Source organism: Streptomyces sp. XM4193, from assembly GCF_023072595.1.
Lineage (GTDB): Bacteria > Actinomycetota > Actinomycetes > Streptomycetales > Streptomycetaceae > Streptomyces.
The window spans coordinates 248322-272849 of the sequence record NZ_JALLGK010000005.1; the positions used below are offsets into that span (position 1 = coordinate 248322).

Below are 24528 nucleotides of genomic sequence, written 5' to 3' on the forward strand. Positions count from 1 at the left end.
AGCGGGGCCCGGCCACCGTGGTGTCGGTGGTCGGGCCCCGCTGCTGTGCTGCTGTGCTGCTCTGCCGAGCCGTGGTGCTGCTCAGCTGTGCTGCTGTGGTGCTCTGCCGAGCCGTGGTGCTGCTCAGCCGTGGTGCTGTGGTGCTGCCGAGCCGTGGTGCCGCTCAGGCGTGTTGCCGGATCAGCCGTTGACGTTGACTCCGGCCCAGGCGGCCTCCACGGCGGTGACCTCGGCGCTGTCCGCGCCGTAGAGGTCGGTGGCGGCGGCGACGGTGGCCCGGCGCGCGTCCGCGTAGTCCGTGGTGGAGGTCATCTGCTCGGTGAGGGCCTTGAACCAGATGTCCGCGGCCTTCTCGATGCCGATGCCCTCCAGCGTCGAGCCGTCGGAGGTCGGCGAGTTGTACTTGACGCCGTTGATCTCCTTCTCGCCGCTGCCCTCGGCCAGCAGGTAGAAGAAGTGGTTGCCGATGCCCGAGGAGTAGTGGACGTCGACGTCACCGGCGCCCTCCTCCCAGAAGTCCAGGGACTTTCCGTCCTTGGAGGGCTCGTCCATGTAGCGCAGCGGGGTGCCGTCGCCGTTGATGTCGATCATCTCGCCGACCATGTAGTCGGCCACGTCGGTCTCGCTGTTGACGTGGAACTCCACCGCGGCGGCGAAGATGTCCGAGGTGGCCTCGTTCAGACCGCCGGACTCGCCCTGGTAGACCAGGCCCGCGGTGGCGGAGGTGACGCCGTGGGTCATCTCGTGCGCCGCGACGTCCGTCGAGGTGAGCGGCTTCTCGTTGTTCTCGCCGTCGCCGTAGGTCATGCAGAAGCAGGCGTCGGACCAGAAGGCGTTGACGTAGTTGTCGCCGTAGTGGACGCGGGTCAGGGCGCCCTCGCCGTCACCGCGGATGCCGTCGCGGCCGTGGACGTCCTTGAAGTAGTCCCAGGTGGCGGCGGTGCCGAAGTGCGCGTCGACGGCGGCGGTCTCGCGGTTGGCGGGTGTGCCGTCGCCCCAGACGTCGGAGTCGTTGGTGAAGAGCTCGCCGTCACCGGACTGGCCGTTGTTGAGGTCGGTGGTACGGCCGCCGCCGCGCTCGCCGTCGGTCAGCGTGAACTTGCCGTCGGCCTCGGTGGTGCCGAGCTCCACCTCGCCGCTGTACTGGCCGGTCCCGGTGCCCTTGTGGATGCCCTGGTACTCGAAGAGCTTCTTGCCGGTCTTGGCGTCGGTGAAGACGTGCAGCTCGTTGGGGGTGCCGTCCTTCTGGACGCCGCCGTTGACGGTCTCCCAGGCGAGCACCGGCTTGCCCTTGACGGCCAGTACGACCTGGCGCGGCGCCTCGCTGCCCTTGGCGGCGGACTTCTTCGGCTTGTGCGCGGCGACGGCGGCGTCGGTGTCGACGGCTATCTTCGCGTCGTTGGCCTTGGTGACGCGCTCGGTGTCGCCGCCCTTGCTCTTCTGGACGACCAGGTCGCCGCCGATGACCGGCAGACCGTCGTAGGTGCGCTCGTAACGGGTGTGGGTGTCCCCGTTGTTGTTCTTGATGACGCTGCGGACCTCCAGCGCCTCCTTGGAGCCGAGCTTGAGCTCCTTGGCGACGGCCTTCTTCGCCGCGGGGGCGTCGGCGGCCTTCACCAGGCTGAGGTAGTCGCCGGCCGAAAGGCTGGCGGGCAGCGCGCCCTTGGCGTCGGACGGTGCCGCGCCGGCGGTGCCGGTGCTGATGCCGGCGGCCAGCAGAGCGGCCGAACCGGCAAGCGCCGCGCCGATCGTGACGGCGCGGCGGGAGGTGCGGTGTGCGCGGTGGGGTCTCACATGGGCTCCTTGAATGGGAGTGGGGGGTTTCCCAGTGCTTGGCGGCAGCCTGCCATGTGGGCCGCGTACATGTCAGGGGGGTAGCGGGCAGGGGAAAGGAATTCGTCCGTTCGCACAACTGCGCCGTATGCAGGGAGAATTGACCAAACCTTGACCGGGTGCGGGGCGTTCGCGGAGCGTTCCGAGACCGGTCCGAGCCCTGCCCGTGGCCCCCGTGGCGGCGGTTGCGCAGCGGCTCCGAAGGACGGCCCGGTCGCTCCGGGACGGACCGCGTTCAGGGTTGCTCGGTCACCCCGGGCGGACCGCGTTCAGTGCCGTTCGGTCACTCCGGGCGGACCGCGTCGAGGAGTTCGCGCACGAAGCGGTCGAGGTCGTCGAGACCCGCCGCGGCGATGGTCGCGGGGCCGCCCGCCAGCAGATGCGTGATCGCTCCGTGCAGAGCGAGGGTGACGGTGCGGGAGGCGGCCGGGGTGAGAGGGAGGCCCGCGGCTCGCTGGGCGGCCTCCATGCCGGGGAAGTCCGAGGCGGCGATCGGGTCGAGGATGTCGGAGAGCGCCGGCCTGCGTGCTGCCTCGGCCTGGAGCTCCAGGCAGGCCAGCAGTCGCGTCCGGCCCGGCCCCGCGACGTCGGCGAGCAGCCCGGTGAGCTGGGCGACCAGCGCCCGGCGGCTGTCCGGGGAGGGGCCGCGGGCGGCCAACTCCTCGGTGATCGCACGGTACTGCCGTACGCACTGCTCGGCCGCCGCGCGCAGCAGGGCGTCCCTGGTGGGGAAGTAGTTCTTCGCGGTGCCGGCCGGCACGTCCGCGACCGCGTCGACCGCGCGGTGGGTCAGCCCGCGCCCGCCGTGCTCCGCCAGCACCTCCATCGCCGCGTCGCCGAGTCGGGTCCTGCGGTCGGTGTTCACCACGTCGTCGCTCTCCTTCTCTGTCGTGCGGACATCATCCCCGTTGACCGTACTACCTCAGCTGTGGTACCACGTATGTGGTGGTTACTCGGCCGGGCACAGCCCCGTCGGGCGAAACGCGAAGTTCGGAGGAGTCATGGCACGACCGACCGACGGTACGGGCGAGCCCGGAAGCGCCGTCATCGTCGGCGCCGGTGTCGCAGGACTGGCCTGCGCGCTCGGCCTGCGCCGCGCCGGCTGGCAGGTGACGGTCCTCGAACGGCGCCCCGAACCGGCCCGCTACGGCACGGCGTTCGGCATCCACCCGACCGCCCAGAGCGCACTGGAACGGCTGGGCGTCGGAGCCGCACTGCACGCCCGTTCCCTCCCGTACCGCGAGGCGTACATCCGCGCGCCGCAGGGGCGGCCACTCGCCCGACTCCCGCTGGAACGCATCGAACGCCGCGAGGGCCGCCCGGAACTCCTCCTCTCCCGCCCCCACCTGCTGGACGCGATGCTCGGGGCGCTCGACGCCTTCGGCGACGTCCGGATCAGGCACGGCGAGCCGGTCACCGACGCCGTGGACCTCGCCGACCGGTACGACGTGCTCATCGGCGCCGACGGCATCGGCAGCACCGTGCGCACCGCCCACTTCGGGGACCGGAGCGCACCGCGGACGGCGGGGAACACGGCCTGGATCGGCATCGCCGACTTCGAGTCCCCGATCCACGGCGAAACCTGGGGCGCCGGCAGCTTCCTCGGCATGACCCCGATCGTGCCGGGCCGCACCAACTGGTACGCCGTGGTCCCCCGCGGCACCACGATCGACGAACTGCCGGGCCGGTTCGGAGACTGGCACGACCCCGTGCCCCGCCTGTTCGCGGAGACGGACCCGAGCACCTGGATCCGCTACGAGATGCGCCATCTCGCCCCGGCGCTGCGCTCGTTCGTCAGTACGCGCGGTCCCTGCGTCGCGCTCCTCGGGGACGCCGCGCACGCCATGACGCCCAACCTCGGCCAGGGCGCCTGCACCGCGGTGCTCGACGCCGAGGCGCTGGCGCGCGCCCTGGCCGCCCACGGCCGCGGCGCCCGCGTCGCCGCACTGCACGCCTACGACCGCGAACGTCGGCGCAGCGCCCAGCGGGTCGCTCTCGGCTCCCGCACCCTGCACCGCGTGATGTCCACCCGACATGTGCGACTGCGCGACCGGGCACTGCGCCTGCTGCCCTGAACCGGCGCTCCACGACCGGCCGTTGTGGGTGTGTGGCGATGGTGGGTGCGACGACAGGTGCGGTCCGGAGTGAAGTGCGGTCCGCCGGTGTGGGCTTGACCGCGGGGCCCGGGCCCCCTAGCGGAAGGAGCGGCGGTAGGCGTGCGGGCTGACGCCAGTGGTGCGCTTGAAGCGGTCCCGGAAGGCGGTCGGGGAACCGAACCCGACCTGAGCGCCCACACGTTCCACCGCGTGGTCGGTGGTCTCCAGCAGATGCTGCGCCCGGCGGATCCGTGCGCGGTGCAGCCACCGCAGTGGGGTCGTGCCGGTCTGCTCGCGGAAGTGCCGGATCAGCGTACGAGTGCTGGTGCCGGCGCGGTCCGCGATGTCGGGCAGGGCCAGTTCACGGCCGAGGTTGTCCTGAAGCCACTCCAGCAGCGGCTCCAGCCCCCGCCCGCGCGGGGTGGGCGGCAGGTCGTGGACGATGAACTGCGCCTGCCCGCCCTCCCGTTCGAGCGGCATCACCGAGAGCCGGGCCGCGTCCGCGGCGACCGCCGAACCGTAGTCGCGCCGGATCATGTGCAGGCACAGGTCGAGTCCGGCGGCGGCGCCGGCCGAGGTGAGGACGTGCCCGTTGTCGACGTAGAGGACGTCGGGGTCCACGTCGATCTCCGGATGGAGGTCGGTGAGGGTCTGCGCGGCGGCCCAGTGCGTGGTGGCCCGCAGCCCGTCCAGCAGACCGGTCGCGGCCAACGGGAAGGCGCCGGCGCAGATCGAGGCGATACGGGTGCCGCTCGCCGCCGCGTCGATCAGCGCCGCTCGGACGGCGGGCGACGGCGCGGCGAGCACGGCCGTACCCGGTACCACGACGGTGTCCGCGCCCTTGAGCCCGTCCAGTCCGTGGGGCGCGCGCAGGGTGAAGGCGCCGGCGTCGATCTCCGGCTGCTCCGCGCAGACGCGGACCTGGTAACCGGGGCGGCCGTCCGGCAGCCGGGTGCGGCCGAAGATCTCGATAGGGGTGGACAGGTCGAAGGGTATGACCTGCTCCAGGGCGAGGACGGCGACCGTGTGCATGCGTCGTAATCTACGCGGCCGGTCAAGAGCGGAATCCGGCGTCGGACGTTCTGCTGTGACAGATCAGTGCAGCTCGGAGTGGGTGCATGGGGTTTCCGCGAGGTTTGGCGGAAACCCGTTGAAGGGTGTCACTCCTGCCACTGGGGAGGGCGGAGGTGCGCGGCTACGTTCGAGAGCCGCAGCCGCTTGTGCGGTCGCCCGCCGTACCGTCGAACCACCGGAAGGCCCTTCCATGCATGCGCAGATCGTTCTCCTGGACGGCTTCGAGCCACTCGACGGCATCGGCCCCTGCCGGGTGCTCCCGAGCGGTGCGACCGGCTCCGCGAGCGGGTGCCTGTCGTGACCAAGCTGCTGCTGACCCTGCACGTGATCGCGGCCGTCGTCGCCGTCGGGCCGGTGACCGTCGCCGCCAGCATGTTCCCGCCCGCGCTGCGCCGTGCCGCCGCGGCCGGGAACCGGACGACGGGGGACGAGGGCTCACCGCGCGGAAGCGCACCGGATCGCGCCGCGGGTCGGGACGGGCTCGTCGTACTGCGGCTGCTGCACCGGATCTGCCGTGTGTACGCGGTGTTCGGCGTCTGCGTGCCGGTCTTCGGACTCGCCACCGCCAACAGCCTCGGGGTGCTCGGCAGCGCCTGGCTGATCGTCTCGATGGTGCTCACCGCAGCCGCCGCCGCGGTGCTGGGCCTGTTGATCCTGCCCGCACAGGAACGCGAACTCGACGCCCTCCAGGGGGAGTCCGCCGACGTGCGGGGCGCCGGCGCCGACGTGCCGACCCGTACGGAGGCACCTGCGCAGGCACGCCCGCAGGCGGGTGCGGAGATCCGTACCGCGGCCGTTCCGGAGGCGCGTTCGGTGCGGCGAGCGGCGGCCCGGTTGGGCATGGTCACCGGGATCTTCAACCTGCTGTGGGTCACCGTGACGATCCTCATGATCGTGCGACCCGGGTCCACGACGAGCGTCTGACGGGTCGCCGGCCGTCGCTCCGGACGCGTGCCGGGCGGCCCCGCCGTCGTGGGGGTTCGGCCCGTCGGCCGGGCCCGCCCCACGACGGCGGGGGTGCTCAACTCCCGGTGCGCACCGGGTCGTTGTCCGCCCCGGCCGAGGCGTCGCCCGGGCCGACGTCCGCGCCCCGGAGCGGCCCGGCGCCCGGACCCGAGCCCCGCCCGTTGCCCGTCCCCGCGCCCGGCCCCGTGTCCGCTTCTGCGTCCGCTTCTGTGTCCGCTTCTGCGTCCGGTCGGCCGGCCGGGGGCGCCTGCTGCGGGGCGGGGTCGGGGGCGGCGGTGTGGGTGTGCGGGATGAGGGTGGCGATGGCGGCCGAGGCGAGCGCCAGTACGCAGCCGATGATCAGAGCCGTGCGGAACCCGCTCTCCGAGGTGAAGGTGTACCCGCCGGCGGTCGTGGTCATCTGGGCGAGCACGACGCCGACCACGGCAGCACCCACCGAGGTGCCCAGCGAACGCATCAGGGCATTGAAGCCGTTCGCCGCTGCGGTCTCGCCGACCGGCACCGCGCTCATGATCAGCGCGGGCATCGCGCCGTAGGCGAGCGCGACACCACTGTTCATGATCATCAGAGCGGTCATCAGTCCCACCGCCGTACCGGTGAGCACAAGCGAGGCGAGATAGCCGGTCGCCAGGACGAGCGCGCCACTGATCAGCGTGGTCTTCGGGCCGCGGGCGTTGGTCAGCATCCCGCCGAGCGGCGAGACGACCATCATCATCAGTCCGCCCGGCAGCATCCACAGCCCGGCGGCGAGCATGGACTGGCCCAAGCCGAATCCGGTGGCCTCCGGATACTGCAACAGCTGCGGAACGACGAGCATGCTCGCGTACATGCCGAAGCCGATGAGTATCGAGGCGAGGTTGGTGAGCAGCACGCGGGGACGGGCGGTGGTGCGCAGGTCCACCAGCGGATCCCGGGTGCGCCATTCGAAACAGCCCCAGGCGACCAGAGTCACCGCGGCGAGAGCGAAGAGCGTCAGGGTGGTGGTCGAACCCCAGCCCCAGTCGGCGCCCTTGGAGACCGCCAGCAGCAGGGAGACCAGGCCGACCGCGAGCCCGACCGCACCCACGAAGTCGAAGCGCTGCCCCTTGGCCGCGGGCGGCGCCTGGGGCACCAGCAGATAGATCATCACCGCCACCAGCGCGGCGAGCACGGCCGAACCCCAGAACAGCGCGCGCCAGCTGGAGTACTGGGCGACCGCCGCGGCGACCGGCAGCCCGATACCGCCGCCGATGCCCATCGAGGCGCTGACCAGCGCGATCGACGAGCTGAGTCGTTCGGTCGGCACGACGTCCCTGAGCAGGGCGATCCCCAACGGGATCATGCCCATCCCGACGCCCTGGAGGCCGCGGCCGACGATCATCGGCACGACACTGTCGGACAGTGCGCACACCACGGAACCCACCATCAGCGGCACCGAGCAGGCCAGCAGCATGCGCCGCTTGCCGAGCATGTCGCCGAGCCGGCCGATGATCGGCACGCAGCAACCCGCGACCAGCAGCGTCGCGGTGATGACCCAGGCGGCGTTGGAGGGCGAGGTGTCGAGTATCCGGGGCAGTTCCGGGAGCAGCGGGGTGACCAGCGTCTGCATCACCGCGGCCGTGACACCGGCCAGGGCGAGCGTCGCGACCACTCCGCCGGTCCGCGGGCTCGTGGACGGTTGGGACATGGAGGTTTCCTCGGGTGTGTGACGGGCGGCGCTTCGGTCGAGGCGCCGGGGTTCGGACACCGCGGTGGCCGCTCCGCGCGGCTGCCGCCCGGCGGGACAGCGCGGGCCGTGCTCGTACGGGTCGTGCCGGTGCGGGATGTACTCGTTCGGGCCGTGCGGCGTGCGGGACGTGCGGTCGCAGGGGACCTGCGGGTGGTGCGGAACGCGGCGGGTCGGGTCGGGTCGGACGGTGTGCGGTGGTGGCTGGACGGGTTGGACGGCCTGAGCGGGCGGAACGGCGCCTCGGTGGCCCCGCTTGCACGGGTCCGGCCGCAGGTCGACGACCTGCGACCGACGGCTGTGGATCGCGGGGCCGTCCTGCGAGGCGTCGGAGGACGGCCCCAATCAGTAGCCAACTCTCACTTCGAGCGGGCCGACGAGTCAACTCGAAAAGATGGTGAACTATCACTTGTTAGGGTGGCCGTATGCCCACAAGCACCCCCAGACCGTTGCGTGCCGACGCCGCCCGCAACTCGGAGAAGATCCTCCGGGCCGCCCGCGAGGTCTACGCCGAGGTCGGGCCGGACGCCTCGCTGGACGCCGTCGCCCGCCGTGCCGGAGTGGGCATCGCCACTCTGTTCCGCCGCTTCCCCGACAAGAGCGCGCTGCTGCGCGCCGTACTGGACCGGCAGTTCGCCGAGCAGGTCAACCCCGCGCTCGACCGCGCCCGCCAGGACCCCGACCCGCTGCGCGGCGTCGCCCTCATGCTGGAGACGGCGCTCGCCTCCGCCATCGCCCACCACCACGTGCTCGTCGCCGCCCGGAACACCGGTGTGCTGACCAGCGGCGCGGGCGACCGGTTCTTCGATGCGCTCGACCCGGTGGTGCGACGCGGCCAGCAGGCCGGAGCGATCCGGCAGGACCTCGTGCCGGAGGACCTGCGCCGGATCATGACCATGCTGATCAGCGTCGCCTGGACGATGGAGCCCGGCGAGACCGGATGGCGTCGGTACGTGGCCCTGATCCTCGACAGCCTCTCGCCGGCCAACGCCGGCACCCTGCCCGAACCCGCGCCACCGATCCGGCGCCCCGACCTCTGAACGCCGCCTCGTGTACGCCGCCTCCTGAACTCCTGAACTCCTGAACGCCGCCTCCCGAGCGTCGCCCCCTGTACGCCGCCTCCCGGTTGCCGTTCCGGGAGGCGGCGCCTGCGGCTCGACGCCTGCGGCTCAGCTCAGGCTGTCGCGCCAGGCGCGGTGGAGATCGGCGAACCTGCCGCTGCCCGCGATGAGTTCGGCGGGCGGGCCGTCCTCGACGATCCTGCCGTCCGACATCACCAGCACCCGGTCCGCGATCTCGACCGTCGACAGCCGGTGTGCGATCACCATCGCCGTACGCCCGTGCAGCACCGTGTCCATCGCCTGCTGAACCGCCCGCTCGCCGGGCACGTCCAGCGAGGACGTCGCCTCGTCCAGGATGAGCACCGACGGGTCTGCCAGCAGCGCACGGGCGAAGGAGACCAACTGCCGCTGGCCCGCGGAGATACGGCCGCCGCGCTTGCGCACATCGGTGTCGTACCCGTCCGGCAGCGCACTGATGAAGTCGTGCGCGCCGATCGCCCGGGCCGCGTCCTCGATCTGCTCGCGGGTGGCGTCCGGACGGCCGATGGCGATGTTCTCGGCGACCGTGCCGCTGAAGAGGAACGCCTCCTGCGTCACCATCACCACACCGCGTCTGAGCTCGGGCACCGCCAACTCCCGCAGATCCACGCCGTCCAGCAGCACCCGGCCGTGGCTCGGATCGTAGAAACGGGCGAGCAGCCTGGCGAGCGTCGACTTGCCGGCTCCCGTGGAGCCCACCACGGCGACCGTCTGGCCGGCCGGGATGCTCAGATCGAACCTCGGCAGCACCTCGCCGCCGGTGCGGTAGCCGAAGCTCACGCCCTCGAACTCCACCGATCTGCCCGGCTTCCCGGCCTTCCGCTCCGGCAGCTCGCGCGGCTGGACCGGGTCGGGCACCGAGGGCTTCTGCGCCAGCAGGCCCGCGATCTTCTCCAGCGAAGCCGCCGCCGACTGGTAGGAGTTGAGGAACATGCCCATACGGTCGATCGGGTCGTAGAGCCGCCGGATGTAGAGCGCGGACGCCGCGAGAACGCCGAGCGCCAGCGTGCCGTCCGCCACCCGGTACGCGCCCCACACCACGATCGCGGCGACCGCGACGTTGGCGGTGAGCCGGGAGAGCACCACGTAGCGGGCCATCTCCAGGATCGAGTCGCCGTTCACCTGCCGGTGGCGGGAGTTGAGCTCGGCGAAAGCCGCGTCGTTCGCCCGCTCGCGCCGGAAGGACTTCACCGGGCGGATGCCGTTCATGGTCTCGGCGAACTTCACGATCACCGCCGCGATCGCCGTCGAACGCTTCCGGTAGACCCGCATCGAACGCTTCTGGAAGTTGCGCACCAGCATCAGCAGCGGCACGAACGACAGCACGGCGGCCCCGCCCAGCCCCACGTCCAGCACCAGCAGCATCGCCGTGATGTAGACGATCGACAGGACGACCTGGATCAGCTCCTGGAGGCCCTCGTCCAGCAGCTCCCGCAGCGCCTCCACGTCCGTGGTGGACCGCGAGATCAACCGGCCGGAGGTGTAGCGGTCGTGGAAGTCCACGCTCAACGCCTGGGCGTGGCGGTAGATGCGGCCGCGCAGGTCCAGCAGCACCCGCTGGTTGATGCGGGCCGCGACTCTGATGAAGACGTACTGCAGACCGCCGGAGGCGACCGCCGCCACCAGATAGAGCGAGCCCAGCAGCACCAGCGGTCCGTAGTCGTCGCCGCGCAGCGCGGGCACCGCCCGGTCGATGGCGAACGCCACCAGCAGCGGGCCGGCCTGCATCGCCGCCTGCTGGAACACCAGCAGCACCGCGGCCAGCGCCACCCACGGCTTGTGGTGCCGCAGCAGTGAAGCGAGCAGCCGCCGCGGCGCGTCCTTCGGCGCGGGCAGCACGTCCCGGTCGAACGGGTCGGCGGCGGTCTCCTCGCCGTCCGCCGGAGCACCGGCGTCGCCGTCCGCCGGAGTGCCGGTACGGGCGTCGGAGTCCGGATGTGTCCCGGTGTCGGGGCCGACCTCCGTGCCCGGGCGGGCCCGGGCGTCGACGTGCGCCGGGTCCTGCGCCGGGTCCTGCGCACGCTTCTGCGCGTCCGTGCGCGCTTCGGCGTCCGAGGACGAAGTGGTGTTGCTCGTCCGAGAGTTGGCGGTCGAGGGTGAGGTGGTCACCGTGCTCCCCACAGTTCTGGTTCACTCGGCGCCTGCTCGGGCGCGCCTGACATCAGATGGCGGTACTCCGCGTTGTCCCGCAGCAGCTCGTGGTGGGTGCCGACGGCCGTCAACCGCCCGCCGGACAGCAGCGCCACCCGGTCGGCGAGCAGCACGGTGGAGGGGCGGTGCGCCACCACCAGCGCGGTCGTGGTCGCCAGCACCTCGCGCAGCGCCGCCTCCACCAGTGCCTCGGTGTGCACGTCCAGCGCGGACAGCGGGTCGTCCAGCACCAGGAACTGCGGTCTGCCGACCACCGCCCGCGCCAGCGCGAGCCGCTGACGCTGCCCGCCCGACAGGCTCTGGCCCTGCTCGCCGACCTGCGTCTCGATGCCCTGCGGGAGTGCCGAGACGAAACCGTCCGCCTGGGCCACCCGCAGTGCGCGCCAGACGTCCTCGTCGCCGACCAGCTCGTCGGCCTCCGCGCCCGCGCCCATCGCGACGTTCTCCCGCACGCTCGCGGAGAAGAGCGTCGGCTCCTCGAAGGCCACCGCGACCCTGCGCCGCAACTCCGCGCCGGGCAGCGTCGCGACGTCCGTGCCGTCCAGCAGAATGCGACCGCCGGACAACTCGTGCAGCCGCGGGATGAGCGCCGTCAGCGTCGTCTTGCCGCTGCCGGTCGCCCCGACCAGGGCCATCGTCTCGCCCGGACGTATCCGCAGGTCGACGCCGTCCAGCACCGGCGGCGCCGACTCGGGCGCATCCGCGAACCGGAAGACGACCCCCTCCAGCCGCAGACCGTCCCCGCCCTCCGGCTCCAACTCCCGCTCGGACGGCTTCTGCTCCGCCTGCTCCGGCTCGGATCGCTGCTGCCCGGACGGCTTCTGCGCGGTGCGCTCAGGCCCGGGCTGCTTCTCCCCGGCGGGCCGCTGTGTCGCGGTCCGACCGGACGGGCCGTCCGCGCGCCCGGCAGCACCGGGCTTCGCGGGCAGGGTGTCCGGCGGCACGGGGGCGTCCAGCACCTCGTAGAAACGATCCGTCGCCGTCGCCGCCTCGTTGCTCATCGCCAGCAGGAAACCGATGGAGTCGATCGGCCAGCGCAGCGCGAGCGCCGTCGACAGGAAGGCCACGAGCGTCCCCGCGGACAACTCGCCGTCCGCCACCTGCACGGTGCCGAGCAGCAGCGCCGCGCCGAGTGCCAGCTCCGGCAGCGTCATGATCAACGCCCAGATGCCGGCGAGCAGCCGGGCCTTGCGCAGCTCGGTGCCGCGCAAACGGTTCGCCAGGTCGCGGAAGGCTCTCGCCTGGCTGCGGTGCCGCCCGAAGCCCTTGATGATCCGCACGCCGAGCACCGACTCCTCGACGACCGTCGTCAGATCGCCGACCTGGTCCTGCGCCAGCCGGGCCTGCACCGCGTACTTCCCCTCGAAGAGGGAGCAGAGCACGATCAGCGGCACCACCGGCAGAAGCAGCAGCAGCCCCAGGCCCCAGTCCAGCGCGAGCAGAATGCCGCAACCGACCAGGATGGTCACGCCGTTGACCAGGAGGAAGGTCATCGGAAAGGCCAGGAACAGCCGGAGCAGCTGGAGGTCGGTCGTGCCGCGGGAGAGCAACTGCCCGCTCGCCCAACGGTCGTGGAAACTCACCGGCAGCCGCTGAAGACGCTCGTACAACCGCGCCCGCATCGACGCCTCGACCCCGGCCAGGGGCCGTGCCACCAGCCACCGCCGCAGACCGAAGAGCAACGCCTCCGCCACACCGACCGCCAACAGCAAGCCGCCGCCGAGCCACACCCCCGCGGTGTCCCGATCGGCCACCGGGCCGTCCACGATCCACTTCAGCACCACCGGCACCAGCAGACCCGTGCACGACGCGATGATCGCGATGAACGCAGCCGTGAAGAGCCGCGCCCGCACCGGTTTCACAAAGGGCCACAATCGCAGCAACGATCGCACGGCCGACCGCGACGGGTCGGATTCCCGCTGGTCGGCAGGTTGGTCGGCTGCTCGGTCGACGGCCGCCTCGGTGACCTCGTCCGCCTCCACGGCGGCCGTCACGGCTGGGGGTTCGGTAGGCGCGTTCATCGGCACCGAGCCTACGGTTCACCACTGACAACTCTCACTCGGTTTTTCGGCCTAAGACCTCAGTCCGATTCCGCGTCCCGCGTGAGCCCCGCGTCCCGGCGCGACCCGGCGCGACCCGGCGCCGCACCGCGGTGTCCGCGGCCCGGCGTACGGGCGTGGGTAGGCGTACGGCGCGGCCCCGGCGTACGGCGCGGCCCGGAGTACGGGTGCGGGCTGTGTCCGTACGAACCGCAGCGCAGTCACGCATCGTGGCGTTCACGCGGGCTGCGGCGGCCGGGCGCCGTCGGCGTCCACCGGCGGGTGGTGCCGACGGGGGAGGGGCGTACGTCCCTGTTCCCCCTGCCCCCGCCGACAGCTCACTGACAGCGCACCGACACTGTCCCCGCCGACACTTCACCGAGCGGCCGAGAGTGTGGGTGCCGGGAGAGCGCGGGCGGTGAGGGTGTAGAGCACGCCGGTGTCCGCCGCGGTGACCGACACCAACTCCCGTGTACGCAGCCCGCGCAGCAGCTCCTCGTGCGCCGACCGGTCCTGCGCCCAGAGGCGGAGTCGGACCCCCGGCGACGGAGCGTCGTCCGGTGCCGGGCGGAGTGCGGCGGTCGGCCACGGACCCGCTCCGGGCTCCGGGTCGAGCGCACGGGAGAGCCGTACCGCCCGACCCGTCAGCCAACGCAGCACCAACCGGGGCGAGTTGAGACGGGCCGACGCCAGCAGCAACAGCGGCGAGGCGTCGAGGGGCTGCGCGTACACCTCGCACAGATAGCCCTCTCCGCACGGCTGCCGGGGCCACCGCGTCACCGCTTCCTCGCCGTACGGGTGCGAGGTGGGGTTCACCGGCGCAGCCGCGCCAGGTGCAGCCGAACCCGGGCTCGGAGCGCTGCCACCTCGACGGCCAACTCGTCCGCGCTGAACACCCGTTGACCGGTGGATGCCGCGATGTCCCCGGCGTCTTCGGCACTCGTGGTGGCAGTGCCGTGTGCGAGTTCCGTGGTGGTTGTTCTTGCGGGTGATGGCGGTGGCGGCGCGGGAGGTGTCGGCGGCGCGGGTACGGCCCCGTCGGCGTCGAAACCGTCGTCGGAATTCTTGTGCGGACTGCTCACGTGCGTCGCACCGCCGGGTGTTCCGAAACCATGTGCCGTTGCAACAGAATCGCGCAATCGACCTCGTGCGACAGCTCGCCCGCCAGGCTCGCGGCCTCCCGCTCGCGCCGCAGTCGCACGCACTCCGCGCACCCGTCGAACCCCGACTCGTCGGAACTGTTCACGCCTCCCACCCCCTGCGCGCCGCGCCGGTCAACTCCCGTGCGGAGAAGGGGTGTACGTCACCGAATCCGACCAGCCTCACCGCCTCATGAGCAGGGCACTCCCGGGCATCCGGCTCCTCATGCGCCCCGGACATGCCTACCCGGCTGCGGGCCGGTTCGGCCCCCAACTGCCTTATTCCGTCCGCTGTTCCACTCATGCGCCCCTCCACGATCACGTGCGCCTGCCTTAGCTCCCCGTTCCGGTCGCCAGAACCGGTCCGTCGAGGGGGTTCGTGGCGCTACGTTTACGAGAGTGCGCGTCGAGTGACCGTTCGCACCAGCGCATGAAGGGCTGTGCCGACGTCCTCCGCGACACGTTCCACAAAACCAACAACACGGCGTAGAAAAGGGAGAACCCGATGCCGATCAGAAGGGCCGTCACCGGCCGCTCGCAGGAACCCCGCGCCCGATTCGCCGAGGAACTGCGGTCCTGTCGCAGGCGACACGGAAAGACGCTGCGCGAAGTCGGGGCGGCGATCACCTGGGACCACTCGCACCTCGGCCGGATGGAACTGGGCGAGACCCTCGGCGGCCCGGAGATGGTCCAGGACCTCGACCGTCTCTACGGCACCGACTACCTCCTCATTCTCTGGGAGATCGCGCAGAAGGACCCCAGCCAGTTCCGCGCGCGATACCGCCGCTACATGGCGATGGAGGCCGAGGCCACCAGCATCCAGATCTACTCGCCCGCCGTCGTGCCCGGCCTGCTCCAGGTCGAGCCGTACGCACGTGCTCTGCTGTCCGCCGGCGGCCTCACCGGCAACTCGCTGGAAACACAGGTCAAGGCGCGCTGCGAACGCAGGCACCTGCTGCACGCCCCGAACGCACCGTTCCTGCGCGTCATCCTCTCCGAGGCCGTACTCCGCACCCCGACGAAGGATCCGGCGCACTGGGCACAACAACTGCACCACCTGCTGCGCACCACGGAGCTGCCCAACGTCTCCGTCCAAGTCCTGCCGCTGGCAACGGGTTTCCACGCCCTGACCAACATGTACGTCAATCTGCTGCGGACGCCCGACGCCAGAACAGTCGCCTGGATCGAGTCCGGCTACTCCGGTGAACTGGTCGAGGAAACCAGCCCGGTTGAGCGCCTCGTCCTCAGCTACGATCGACTCCGCGACGAGGCACTGCCGGTCGCCGAGTCGCTGAAGCTCATCGCCGATCTCATCAAGGAGCCGCCGTGCGACCCGACTTCAACCTGATGTCCGTTTCGTGGCGCAAGTCCAGCTACAGCAACCAGGACGGCGGCGACTGCCTCGAAGTTGCCGACGGTTTCGCCGGCGTCGTACCCGTCCGCGACAGCAAGGTGCCCTCGGGCCCCGCGCTCGTACTCGCACACGACGACTGGACGACGTTCCTCACCGCCCTCAAGTCGGGGTCACTGAACGGATAGGCGGCCTCGCCGTCCCGGACGCCGTGCGACCGCTTCCATCACGCCTGTCACCAGCGGATTTGCCCTACGGGGCGCGGACGGCTGGGATTGAGCCGAGTACGGGGCGTCACCTGCCGGGCTGTGCCCTGGTCGGAACGACGTCCGAGATCGACCACGACCGGAGGTAGCCATGTCGTCCAAGCGTCGCCGTAAGAAGAAGGCTCGTCGCAAGAACAGCGCGAACCACGGCCGTCGCCCCCAGTCCTGAGGGTAGCGACGCGCGACGGGCAGTAGCCCGCCCGGAGGGGGTTGGAGCCGCACCCGCGACCCCAACCCCCTCCGCGCACCTTGCCCCGGACTTCCTTAATGTCGAGATTATCAACTATGTCGCAATCCCCAATAGTTGCACCAAAGCCCCCTCCGCCGCCATAACACCCCAGGTCAACAAGACTGCTCCCCGCGCACGCGGGGATGGACCCGCGCTGCGCGCGGGCGGATACGGCAACGAGGCCTGCTCCCCGCGCACGCGGGGATGGACCCGAGACCGGGCCGCACTCGCGGCCCGGTTGGAGCTGCTCCCCGCGCACGCGGGGATGGACCCGTGCACAAAGTGCGGCGAGAACAAGCCGCTGGCTGCTCCCCGCGCACGCGGGGATGGACCCCACGGCATTGACTTCGCTGGTGCTGCCGGCGACTGCTCCCCGCGCACGCGGGGATGGACCCGGCCGACCCAAGCCGATTCCCATCCGCGCCGACTGCTCCCCGCGCACGCGGGGATGGACCCGACGTAGTCGAGGGGGGGTGCACCCGCGCCGACTGCTCCCCGCGCACGCGGGGATGGACCCAAGGACCGCCGCTACCCCACGGCCCCCGGCAGCTGCTCCCCGCGCACGCGGGGATGGACCCGCCATCGTCGGCCGGTGGTCCACCACGGACCAGCTGCTCCCCGCGCACGCGGGGATGGACCCGGTACAGCGCAAACTTTCTGCGCTTCGTGAGCCTGCTCTCCGCGCACGCGGGGATGGGCTCGCGAGGGCGAACTGCGTGTTTCAGCGGTTGAGCTGCTTTCCGTGTACGCGAATGCCCGGTGGAACTCGGGGTGTAGGGGTGGGTTGTGGGTGGGGGTGGTTGGGGTGAGGGTTGGGGTATGACGAGGGCGGATGTGCGGCAGGTGGTGGACGGCCGGTTCCGGCTCACCGTTCGGCGGGAGGGTCGGGAGGGTGAGGCGGCCGGGGAGTCGGCGGGGGACGGTGGCGAGCTCGGCAGGTGGGACGCGTACGACGTGCGGCGGAAGCGGCCGGTGGTCGTGGAGTTGGCGGAGCACACGCAGGAACGGGCGGAACGCGCGGCGACGATCGTTGCCGCGTACGCCACCGTGCAGCCGCCGCAGTCGGTGGTGGTGAGCGACCACGGTGAGTGGGAGGTCGGGGAGCGGCGGCTGTGTTATCTCGTCGAGGCGCCGACGTCGTACGGGACGTTGGCTGCGCGGCTGGCTGCGGAGGGCCCGGTGCTGCCGGAGGTGGTGGGCTGGGGGCTCGACCTCGTTCGCGGGCTTGCGGCGCTGCACCGTGCGGGTGTGGTCCACGGTTCGGTGCACCTGGACGGGGTGCTGCTCGACGGTGAGGGCGCGGCCGTACTGTCCGCACCGGGTCTGACGGTTGCTGCCGACGCGACGCCGGATTCCGATCTGTACGCATTCGGGCAGCTGCTCTACGCGCTGACCACCGGCCGCCCGCCGGATGAGGTGAGCCCCGAGCCGGCGTGGCGCCACGCGTCCCGGGTGCCGCAGCGGCTGGACCATCTGCTGCGGGAGCTGCTGGACCCGGTGCCCGGTCAACGACTGCGCAGCGCACAGGAGTTGGAGCTTCGTCTGCGGGAGATCGCGGAGGGCCCGCTGCCGGTGTCGGCGTTCGCGTCGGCCGCGCAGAACACGCAGAACACGCGGAACACGCAGAACGCACAGAACGCGCGGCAGAGCGCATCGGGCGCGACGGGAGGCGACGGGGTACGGGCTTCGAGAGCGGCGCGGAACGAGGACGCCGTACGGGCGGGTGTGCGGCGTGCGCGGCTGCGCGAGCCGGGGGAGCGGCCGGTCGTGGTTCAGGCCGGTGCGGTCGCGCTGGTGACGGCGGTTGCGGCGGGGTTGCTCCTGTCGCTGGCCACCGGGTTGTCGGCGCTGCTCGTGGCAGGCGGTACGGCGTTGGTGGTGGCCGTGGCAGCGCTGGTGTCGTTGGTCGTGGTGGAGGGCCAACGGGGCGCCCAGAGCAAGGAGTTGTACGGCGCGCTCACGCTCGGCGGTGTGCTGGCCTGGGCGGTGGCCGCCGGTGTGGCGCTTCCGGTGCCGTGGTGGGCGGCGATCGTACTGGTTCCGTTGGCCGGGATGGCGGGAGCGGTGGCGTCGGTGGTCGCGCTCTCGTTCATGGGCGCCGTTCCTCTGCGGATGGCGGCGTCCTGGCGCTATCCGCTGGTCTCGCGGTCGTGGATGACGGCGTCCGGTGTGGTCATGGGAGTGGCGTCCGGTGTCGTACTCGGCGCGGGCGGGCAACTGTCGTGGCCGTTGGCGGTGGTTGTGGCGCTGGTGGTGCCGTGGGTGTACACACTGGTGCTGCTGCCCTGCCTGCTGCCGCTGCGAGCGCAGCGGAGCTGAGGGGACGGGCCGGACCGTGAGGGCGCGCCCCTAAGCCGGGTTCGGGCGCCCGGCCGGAGGGGATGCTGCCGCCAACGTCCGTGCTGCGGTGCGCAGTTGGGAGGACGTTTCGGCGTTCGGGCCGTGGTGGAGTTCGGCGTCGGCGAGCGCGTGGCGAAGCATGGCCTCGCCGCGCTCGGTGTCGCCGGTCGTCGCGTAGGCGCGGGCCAGAACGCTGCGGGCGTACAGGCTGTCCGTGCGCAGGCGTCCGCCGTCGCGCTCCAGCAGGCTCAGGGTGTGCTCCATGAGGACGACGGCGCGTTCCGCGTCGCCGGACTCCAGGTAGGCGAGGGCGAGTTGGTGGCGTACGGCGACGAGCAGCGGGCCGACGTCCTCGGAGCCGGGTGCGTGCTCCAGGTCCGAGGCCAACTCCTCGTTGGCGGCGGCAGCGCGTGACCAGTCGCCGGTCCGCCCGTACAGCTGGTTGCGCAGGGCCTGCTGTTCGCGGGTGGCGGGGTGGTCGCGGCCGAGGTGTTCGCACGCGAGACGGACGTTCTCCTCCTGGAGGCTGAGCGCCCGTGCCGCTTCGCCGGCGGCGAGGTGCGCCCGTACGAGGTCGGCCCGTGCCCACAGGGTCGCCGGCTCGCCGGTGCCGACGGTCTCCTCCCGGCTCCGCAGGATCTCGGCCAACAGCGCGCACGCTTCCGCGTGTTGGCCGAGGCCGGACAGCGCCTCGGCCAACTGGGCGCGTGCGGCGCGCACTTCGGGGTGGTCGGCGGCGAAGACGGCGTCCATCTCCGCGAGGTCGCGCGCCAACTGCTCGCGTGCGGCCGTGAGTTCACCGCGCAGCCGGCGGTTGTCGACGAGTGCGGCGCCGATGTCCCTGGTGACCGGGTGGAGCGGCCCGAGCAGCCGTTCCGCCTCGGCGAGGGACGTGGTCAGCAGGGATTCGGCGCGCAGTACGTCGCCGGTCTCGTGCAGGGCACGGGCGAGATTGGTGCGGGAGACGAGAGCGTCCCGGCCCGAGTTCACGTCCTCGTGTGCGGCGCGGGCAGTGCGTGCGGCACGGGCCGTGCGGACAGTACGGCTCGTACGGGCGTCGGGGCCTGTGCCGCCTGTGCCGTCCGCGCCCGTGCTGCCCGCGTCCGCGCCCGTACCGCCGCTTTCGTCTGCCGCCGAATCTGCCTCCGCCTCCGAATCCGCCCCCGCTTCCGGTGGGTGGGTCGGCTGCGGCAGGTGGGCCGGGGCTGCGGTGTGCGCGGCAACCAACTCGTGTTCGGCGACGGCGAGTTGATGGCGCCCGACGAGGCGGTACGCGAGCGCCCGGTCGTTGCGGGCGGCGAGTGTGCGGTCGTGCAGTGGGCCGTGTCGCGCGGTGTGGCCTGCCACGGCGCGTTCCGCCCACCGCACCGCCTCCGCGCCCTGTCCGGCGTGGACGTGGGCGAGTGCGAGTGCGCCGGTTTCGGCCAGATCGGGCTGTCGTGCGTAAGGGGTACGGCCGTCGGCCGGCCCGTTGAAGACGTTCTCCTCGTGGAGCGCGATCGCCTCGCGCAGCCGGCCGGACTGCATCAGCGCGTCGGCGAGCAGCGTACGGGCGGCTCGCGTCGCCTCGCGTCGCATCCCCGGCAGCACCACCTGCCGCCGGAGCGCGGCGACGGCCCGTTCCAGCAGTGCCGCGGCCTCCTGGGCGCGCAGCTGCTCGGTGAGCAGGTAGCGCGCCGCGTGCCGCAGCACGACGGCGGTGTCGACGCGGTCCCGGGCCGGATCGGTGTGCCTGGCGTACGCCTCGATCTGCGGCAACAGGCCCTGCCAGTAAGGCTGTTGGGCCGCGTCGTCGTGGCGGTGCGTGCTGACCGCGGTGAGCAGCAGGTCGACGGCCTCCTGCCGTGCCGCCTCGACGGCCGAGGGGTCGCGGTGGGGATCGCCGGGTTGCGGTGTGCGCATCACGGTGGCCACGAGCGGATGGACCGCGATGCGGTCGCCGTCGACGCGTACGAGCCCGTAGGCGCGCAGCCGGCCCACCGCCCGTTCCCAGCCGGGGAGTGCGGTGTGCGCCGCGGACCAGGTTCCGGCGCCGCGCGGACGCTGCCAACCGGCGCGTTGCGCGAGGCGCCGCCGACCGTACGGGAGCGTCCAGCGCACCACCGTACGGGCGAGGAGGCGGCGCGAGGGGCGGGAGCGGTCCTCGCGCAGCGGACGCAGCAACCGCCGCGGAATCCGTTCCGCCGAGAACCAGCTCAGCACCCTCAGCACGTGCGCGCCGCGGGGGTCCTGCTCCTGGACCGCGGCCAGGGACTGCCGCAGCACCTGGGCGAGGGTGGCAGCGTGCGGGTCCTGCGGGTCCTGCGGGTCTTGCGGTGGGTGTGGGCGTTGCGGGTTCTGCGGGTCGAGGGCCTGTGCGGGGTGCTCGTGCAACAGGCGCAGATAGTCCGCGGGTTGGAGCTGTTCCTGCTCCAGGTACGCGGCGGCCTGCTCCAGCGCGAGCGGCAAGTGGCCCAACGCGTCGGCCAGTTGGACGAGTCCGGCGGTCTCGTGGTCCAGGCCGGAGAGGGCGGAGAGCATCGAGACGGCCGCGTCCGGCGGGAGCACGTCCAGGGCGAGCGTACGTGGCAGATGGCTCCAGCCGGTGCCGAGGCGGCTGGTGATCAGATGGTGCCCGCCGGTCAACCGGCCGAGTACCGGGTCGAGTTCGGCTGGTTGCTCGACGTTGTCGAAGACCAGCAGCCAGTCCGGGAAGCTCTGGAGCCAGCCGATCGCCCACGCCGCACGCTGCTGCTCGTCCAGCCCGCTCAGTCTGAGGTGGCCCTGGGTGCGGTCGGCGAGAGCCGCCAGACCGGAGGTGATCTGCCGCGGGCTGTCGGCGCGCATCCAGTGGATGAGCCGGTAGCGACCGGCCGGGCCGCGCCGGCGGCGTGCGTACTCCAGCGCGAGTGCGCTCTTGCCCACGCCGCCCAGACCGTGCACCACCTGGATGCTGCGGCCCGCCTCGAACGCGGCCTCGATGCCCGCCAACTCCTCCTCGCGCCCGGCGAATCGGGCGTTGCCGGGAAGCGGCAGATCGACGCGGTCGACCGGCGGCGGCACCTCGGCCGGCGGTCGCACGACGTCCGCGGGCAGCAGGTAGGTGTCGCCGGTGCTGATCCGCCCGTGGTTGTCACCGCCGACGAACACCGAACGCGAGCCGAATGCGCCCACCGGCCCCGGCGGCGTACGGTCGGCGTCCCCACGGCGGCCCGGCTGCGCTGCCCGGGCCCTGGCACTGCCGCGGTCCGTCGGCGTTCCGCGGTCGCGTCGTCGGGCCATCAGCCGCGCGGGTCCCGCTCGATCCTGGTGTTGTCGCCGGTGGCGATGACGCCGTTGTTGGTGGCCACGGCCACCGAGCGCTCGCCGGTGGCGTGGAAGCTGTTCGCGGGGGCCGCGGGGGCGTCGCCGAGCAGCTCGGCCAGGTCCCGCCGCAGCTCCTCGTCGTCCACCAGCATCCGGCGCAGCTCTTCCAACAGAGCGGTGCGCGCAGCCTCGTTGGCGGGATCGTCCGCCACCCCGCCGAGCTGGCGCAGCAGGAACGGACGGGTCTCTTCGCGCCGCCACAGCCTGTTCAGCAGACGGCGGCCGAAGGTGACGGTGGCGTCCGCGCTGTCGTCGCCGACACGGGTCACCACCGCGGTGCCGTACGCGCCGACCGCCGCGCCGATGTAGGGCCAGCTCTGCTGCACGATCCCCGCGACGTCCAGCTCCACGCGACCCTCCCCGGCCCCATCTCGCCCCAGAACGCGGCGAGTCGACCTCCCATCATGCCAGGGGCCGACTTGCCGCGTTCTTGCCACGTCAGGCGAGGCACGGCTGCTGAACGGTCAGACGGAGGCGGTCGTGGGAGCGGTTGCTCCCTGGGCGGGCGCGGCTCCCTGGGCGGGTGCGGGGGTGGGGTCGGGCGCTGTGGTGGGGCGGTCGAAGGCGTCGAGGGTGCGGGCGAAGTCGCGGGTGGAGAGCAGCAGTTTGTAGATGATCGCGAGTTCGAAGGCGAGCAGCAGCCCGCCGGCGACGAGAGCGACCGGGAGTACGGCGTCCACCAGCGGGCCGACGATGAAGACGGCCATCTGGAACTCGATCCCGCTGACCAGGTGCGGCCGTATCCGGTGCCGCAGCAGCGCCGAGCGGAACCGCAGGTAGAGCGGGAAGCGGCGGCGGAACTCCTGTTGCAGGTCGACCACTTGGGTCTTCTTCGCGGGTGCGGCGGTCGCCTCGTCGCTCTCGGGCGCGGTCGGCTGCTGCTCCGGGGTGCGGGCCTTGTCGAGGTCCTGCTCGATGTCGGCGGAGGGGTTCTCGCGGAGCAGGTCCTCCATGAAGGCCAGGGAGGCGGTGTCCTCGGCCTGCCGGGCGGCCCTGATGCGCGATTTGATCTGCTTGCGCATCGTGTGGCGGGTCTTGAAGATCTCCAGCGAGTTGATGTAGCGCAGCCCGTCGAGGAAGACGACGACTCCGGCGAGCCAGATGAAGTGGGTTTCGCCGGTGCGGCTGTACTGGCCCGCGCCGAGCGCGAAGGCGCAGGCCATGACCCGTATCCGGTCGAAGACGAAGTCCAGCCAGGCGCCGAAGACGGAGCCCTGGCCGGTGAGCCGGGCCAACTTCCCGTCCATGCAGTCCAGGACGAAGCTCAGGTGGTAGACGAAGGCACCGGCCACCAGCCAGCGCCAGTCGCCGAGCAGGAAGAAGCCGGCGGAGACGAGCCCCAGGAGGAACGCTCCCCAGGTGATCTGGTTCGGCGTGATCGACGTCCGTCTCGCCAGCAGTCGTACGAGCGGGGTGGCGACCGGATCGACCAGTATCACCGTCCACCAGGCGTCGCGCTTCTTCTCCGTGATCCGACGCACCTCGGCGAGCGGCAGGCTCTCAGTGGGCATTGTCAACTTCCCAGACGTTTTCAGTGATTTCACTGAAACTCTGTGAGTTGTTCATTCAAGAAACAAGACGACCCTCGTACAACCTTTCGTCTTCTGTGGGTGCTTCGCCCGTTCTGCTTGTCGCTCCTCTCGCTCCCGTGGCTCCCGTCACTCCCGTCGCTTCTGTGGCCGTGTCGGCCCGCCGGACGGGTCGCGTTCAGCGGGGCAGGGGGCTGAGGGTCATCAGCCCGCATCCGTACGCCTTGGCCTTGCCGAGGCCGCAGGTGAGGGTGCGGCGCAGCGCCTCGGGGTCGGTGACCTCCAACCGTCCGTCGAAGGTCGTGGTGACGAGGGTGGCCTTGGGTTGGGAGCGTGCCGGGCGGGCGGGAGCCGGTGAGGGGTGGGCGAAGGAGAGTTGGCGGCGGCTGTGCACGGTGACGGCGTACCTCTCCTCCAGGTGCAGGGCCTGGGCGTCGGCGCTGTGCAGCAAGCGGAAACCGCAGTGCTCCTGGCGTTGGAGCAGCCAGCGGAGCTGGTGGCGGGGGGTGAGGTGCGCGGTCCGTTTGGCGCGTTCGCCGGGGTGGCGCCGGACGCCGTGCACCGGGTTCGCGGTGAGCCGGAAGATCCAGCTCTCGCCCTTGGTCAGGCGGGAGAGGAACGGTGCGTACGGGCAGGTCTGCCAGCCGGGGGTGTGCCGCCCGGTCCCCTGCGGCCAGCCGGCCTGCTGTACGAGGTGGTCGAGGTCCGGTTCGGTGGGGCTGACGATGTGGAGGTGGGTCTCCGCGCGTGCGTTGCGGTCGGTCCGCCACAGAACTCGGGGCGCGCCGGTGCCTTCGTCCGGCAGTGTCCCGGAGGTGGGCGTCGCTTCCCGGGAGCCCGTCGTCTCCGGTGAGGGGAGAGACGCCTCGCCGGCGGGGAAGGACGTCATCACTGCCGCGTGCAGCGCCCGGGGTGAGGAGAGGAGCCGCTTGGCTCCGCCGCGGGTGGTGTTCACACGGAACCGGGTGAGATACATCGTTCGCCCTCCAGCGCCTCGCGCGCGTTGTGTCCGGCCGGTGGGCTGCGCGGTCGGCGGCTCTCAACCGCCGCCGGGCGTCGGCCTGTTCGTGTCCCGGGCACAGTTCAGCGCAGTGTCGGGGCAGTTGCCGCGTTTTTGCTGAAAACGGGCGGTGAGCCGCAGTTGATCACTAAGATTGACTTTGCGGCGATGTAAAGACGAAACGATTCTGGGGAGGTCGCCGCGGCGCCGGCGGGCACTCGCCGCACACGGAGACCTGGAACGGCGGCCGGGAACGGCGGCACACGCGCGGGGCGCCGGTGGCGCACGGGAGCGGAGTTGCCGGGGTGGGCGGGTGGCGCGGGCGGGGCGCGTGTCACCCGTACCCCGGCGCCGGCCGTACGCCC

Annotated in this window: 19 protein-coding genes and 1 CRISPR repeat array; of the genes, 6 read left to right on the forward strand and 13 right to left on the reverse strand. The window is 71.9% G+C overall.

Annotated features, from left to right (window positions below; all coding sequences use genetic code 11):
• Positions 1–180 precede the first annotated feature (180 nt).
• Complete coding sequence (locus tag MTQ01_RS16320) at positions 181–1794, reverse strand: M4 family metallopeptidase (protein WP_308294406.1); 1614 nt, start codon at positions 1792–1794, stop codon at positions 181–183.
• Between the two features lie 322 nt (positions 1795–2116).
• Positions 2117–2698, reverse strand: a complete 582-nt coding sequence (locus tag MTQ01_RS16325; RefSeq protein ID WP_247491302.1) for a TetR family transcriptional regulator — start codon at positions 2696–2698, stop codon at positions 2117–2119.
• 136 nt (positions 2699–2834) lie between these two features.
• Between MTQ01_RS16325 and MTQ01_RS16330 the strand changes: the two genes are divergently transcribed.
• Complete coding sequence (locus MTQ01_RS16330) at positions 2835–3908, forward strand: NAD(P)/FAD-dependent oxidoreductase (RefSeq protein WP_247491086.1); 1074 nt, start codon at positions 2835–2837, stop codon at positions 3906–3908.
• Positions 3909–4025: 117 nt separating this feature from the next.
• Here MTQ01_RS16330 and MTQ01_RS16335 read toward each other — a convergent pair whose 3' ends face one another.
• Positions 4026–4961: a GlxA family transcriptional regulator gene (locus MTQ01_RS16335; protein ID WP_247491088.1), complete on the reverse strand. Its 936-nt coding sequence runs from the start codon at positions 4959–4961 to the stop codon at positions 4026–4028.
• Positions 4962–5300: 339 nt separating this feature from the next.
• Between MTQ01_RS16335 and MTQ01_RS16340 the strand changes: the two genes are divergently transcribed.
• Entirely contained in the window at positions 5301–5927 is a 627-nt protein-coding gene (locus tag MTQ01_RS16340) for a protease (RefSeq protein WP_247491089.1), read from the forward strand.
• A 97-nt stretch (positions 5928–6024) separates the two neighbouring features.
• Here the strand turns inward: MTQ01_RS16340 and MTQ01_RS16345 are convergent, their stop codons facing one another.
• Entirely contained in the window at positions 6025–7635 is a 1611-nt protein-coding gene (locus tag MTQ01_RS16345) for an MFS transporter (protein ID WP_247491092.1), read from the reverse strand.
• Between the two features lie 464 nt (positions 7636–8099).
• Here MTQ01_RS16345 and MTQ01_RS16350 point away from each other — a divergent pair, with 464 nt between their 5' ends.
• Positions 8100–8714: a TetR/AcrR family transcriptional regulator gene (locus MTQ01_RS16350; protein WP_247491093.1), complete on the forward strand. Its 615-nt coding sequence runs from the start codon at positions 8100–8102 to the stop codon at positions 8712–8714.
• Positions 8715–8843: 129 nt separating this feature from the next.
• Here MTQ01_RS16350 and MTQ01_RS16355 read toward each other — a convergent pair whose 3' ends face one another.
• From MTQ01_RS16355 to MTQ01_RS16375, 5 genes are all read right to left on the reverse strand, one after another.
• Entirely contained in the window at positions 8844–10883 is a 2040-nt protein-coding gene (locus MTQ01_RS16355) for an ABC transporter ATP-binding protein (protein ID WP_247491095.1), read from the reverse strand.
• Positions 10880–12946: an ABC transporter ATP-binding protein gene (locus MTQ01_RS16360; protein WP_247491096.1), complete on the reverse strand. Its 2067-nt coding sequence runs from the start codon at positions 12944–12946 to the stop codon at positions 10880–10882. Before MTQ01_RS16360 ends, MTQ01_RS16355 begins: the two co-directional genes overlap by 4 nt.
• Positions 12947–13339: 393 nt before the next feature.
• Positions 13340–13780, reverse strand: a complete 441-nt coding sequence (locus tag MTQ01_RS16365) for a hypothetical protein (RefSeq protein ID WP_247491098.1) — start codon at positions 13778–13780, stop codon at positions 13340–13342.
• A 262-nt stretch (positions 13781–14042) separates the two neighbouring features.
• Entirely contained in the window at positions 14043–14210 is a 168-nt protein-coding gene (locus MTQ01_RS16370) for a hypothetical protein (protein ID WP_247491100.1), read from the reverse strand.
• Positions 14207–14407 carry a hypothetical protein gene (locus MTQ01_RS16375; protein ID WP_247491102.1) on the reverse strand — a complete coding sequence of 67 codons (201 nt, stop codon included), beginning with the start codon at positions 14405–14407 and terminating at the stop codon, positions 14207–14209. The genes MTQ01_RS16370 and MTQ01_RS16375 overlap by 4 nt, the downstream gene beginning before the upstream one ends.
• Positions 14408–14608: 201 nt before the next feature.
• On the opposite strand from MTQ01_RS16375, the gene MTQ01_RS16380 reads away from it, so the two are divergent.
• From MTQ01_RS16380 to MTQ01_RS16390, 3 genes are all read left to right on the forward strand, one after another.
• Positions 14609–15451, forward strand: a complete 843-nt coding sequence (locus MTQ01_RS16380) for a helix-turn-helix transcriptional regulator (RefSeq protein WP_247491103.1) — start codon at positions 14609–14611, stop codon at positions 15449–15451.
• Positions 15451–15642, forward strand: coding sequence for a DUF397 domain-containing protein (locus MTQ01_RS16385; protein ID WP_247491304.1), 192 nt, complete (start codon positions 15451–15453; stop codon positions 15640–15642). Before MTQ01_RS16380 ends, MTQ01_RS16385 begins: the two co-directional genes overlap by 1 nt.
• Positions 15643–16071: 429 nt before the next feature.
• Positions 16072–16651: a CRISPR direct-repeat array (repeat unit 29 nt; unit sequence CTGCTCCCCGCGCACGCGGGGATGGACCC).
• A 117-nt stretch (positions 16652–16768) separates the two neighbouring features.
• Positions 16769–18268 carry a hypothetical protein gene (locus MTQ01_RS16390; RefSeq protein ID WP_247491105.1) on the forward strand — a complete coding sequence of 500 codons (1500 nt, stop codon included), beginning with the start codon at positions 16769–16771 and terminating at the stop codon, positions 18266–18268.
• Between the two features lie 30 nt (positions 18269–18298).
• Here the strand turns inward: MTQ01_RS16390 and MTQ01_RS16395 are convergent, their stop codons facing one another.
• The 4 genes from MTQ01_RS16395 to cas6e all read right to left on the reverse strand — a co-directional run bounded on the left by MTQ01_RS16395 (position 18299) and on the right by cas6e (position 24139).
• Positions 18299–21550, reverse strand: a complete 3252-nt coding sequence (locus MTQ01_RS16395; protein ID WP_247491107.1) for a tetratricopeptide repeat protein — start codon at positions 21548–21550, stop codon at positions 18299–18301.
• On the reverse strand, positions 21550–21984 hold the full coding sequence (locus tag MTQ01_RS16400; protein ID WP_247491109.1) for a hypothetical protein: 435 nt from the start codon (positions 21982–21984) through the stop codon (positions 21550–21552). Before MTQ01_RS16400 ends, MTQ01_RS16395 begins: the two co-directional genes overlap by 1 nt.
• A 114-nt stretch (positions 21985–22098) precedes the next feature.
• Positions 22099–23145, reverse strand: a complete 1047-nt coding sequence (locus MTQ01_RS16405; protein ID WP_247491111.1) for a CDP-alcohol phosphatidyltransferase family protein — start codon at positions 23143–23145, stop codon at positions 22099–22101.
• A 196-nt stretch (positions 23146–23341) separates the two neighbouring features.
• Positions 23342–24139, reverse strand: a complete 798-nt coding sequence (gene cas6e / locus MTQ01_RS16410) for a type I-E CRISPR-associated protein Cas6/Cse3/CasE (RefSeq protein WP_247491113.1) — start codon at positions 24137–24139, stop codon at positions 23342–23344.
• Between the last annotated feature and the right edge of the window lie 389 nt (positions 24140–24528).

Bases quoted from the DNA above. Each gene is read 5' to 3' on its own strand.
- MTQ01_RS16330 (WP_247491086.1), top strand. From the start codon at position 2,835: ATGGCACGACCGACCGACGGTACGGGCGAGCCCGGAAGCGCCGTCATC.
- MTQ01_RS16335 (WP_247491088.1), bottom strand. From the start codon at position 4,961: ATGCACACGGTCGCCGTCCTCGCCCTGGAGCAGGTCATACCCTTCGAC.
- MTQ01_RS16345 (WP_247491092.1), bottom strand. From the start codon at position 7,635: ATGTCCCAACCGTCCACGAGCCCGCGGACCGGCGGAGTGGTCGCGACG.
- MTQ01_RS16350 (WP_247491093.1), top strand. From the start codon at position 8,100: ATGCCCACAAGCACCCCCAGACCGTTGCGTGCCGACGCCGCCCGCAAC.
- MTQ01_RS16360 (WP_247491096.1), bottom strand. From the start codon at position 12,946: ATGAACGCGCCTACCGAACCCCCAGCCGTGACGGCCGCCGTGGAGGCG.
- MTQ01_RS16375 (WP_247491102.1), bottom strand. From the start codon at position 14,407: ATGAGTGGAACAGCGGACGGAATAAGGCAGTTGGGGGCCGAACCGGCC.
- MTQ01_RS16380 (WP_247491103.1), top strand. From the start codon at position 14,609: ATGCCGATCAGAAGGGCCGTCACCGGCCGCTCGCAGGAACCCCGCGCC.
- MTQ01_RS16385 (WP_247491304.1), top strand. From the start codon at position 15,451: ATGTCCGTTTCGTGGCGCAAGTCCAGCTACAGCAACCAGGACGGCGGC.
- MTQ01_RS16390 (WP_247491105.1), top strand. From the start codon at position 16,769: ATGACGAGGGCGGATGTGCGGCAGGTGGTGGACGGCCGGTTCCGGCTC.
- MTQ01_RS16395 (WP_247491107.1), bottom strand. From the start codon at position 21,550: ATGGCCCGACGACGCGACCGCGGAACGCCGACGGACCGCGGCAGTGCC.
- MTQ01_RS16405 (WP_247491111.1), bottom strand. From the start codon at position 23,145: ATGCCCACTGAGAGCCTGCCGCTCGCCGAGGTGCGTCGGATCACGGAG.
- cas6e (WP_247491113.1), bottom strand. From the start codon at position 24,139: ATGTATCTCACCCGGTTCCGTGTGAACACCACCCGCGGCGGAGCCAAG.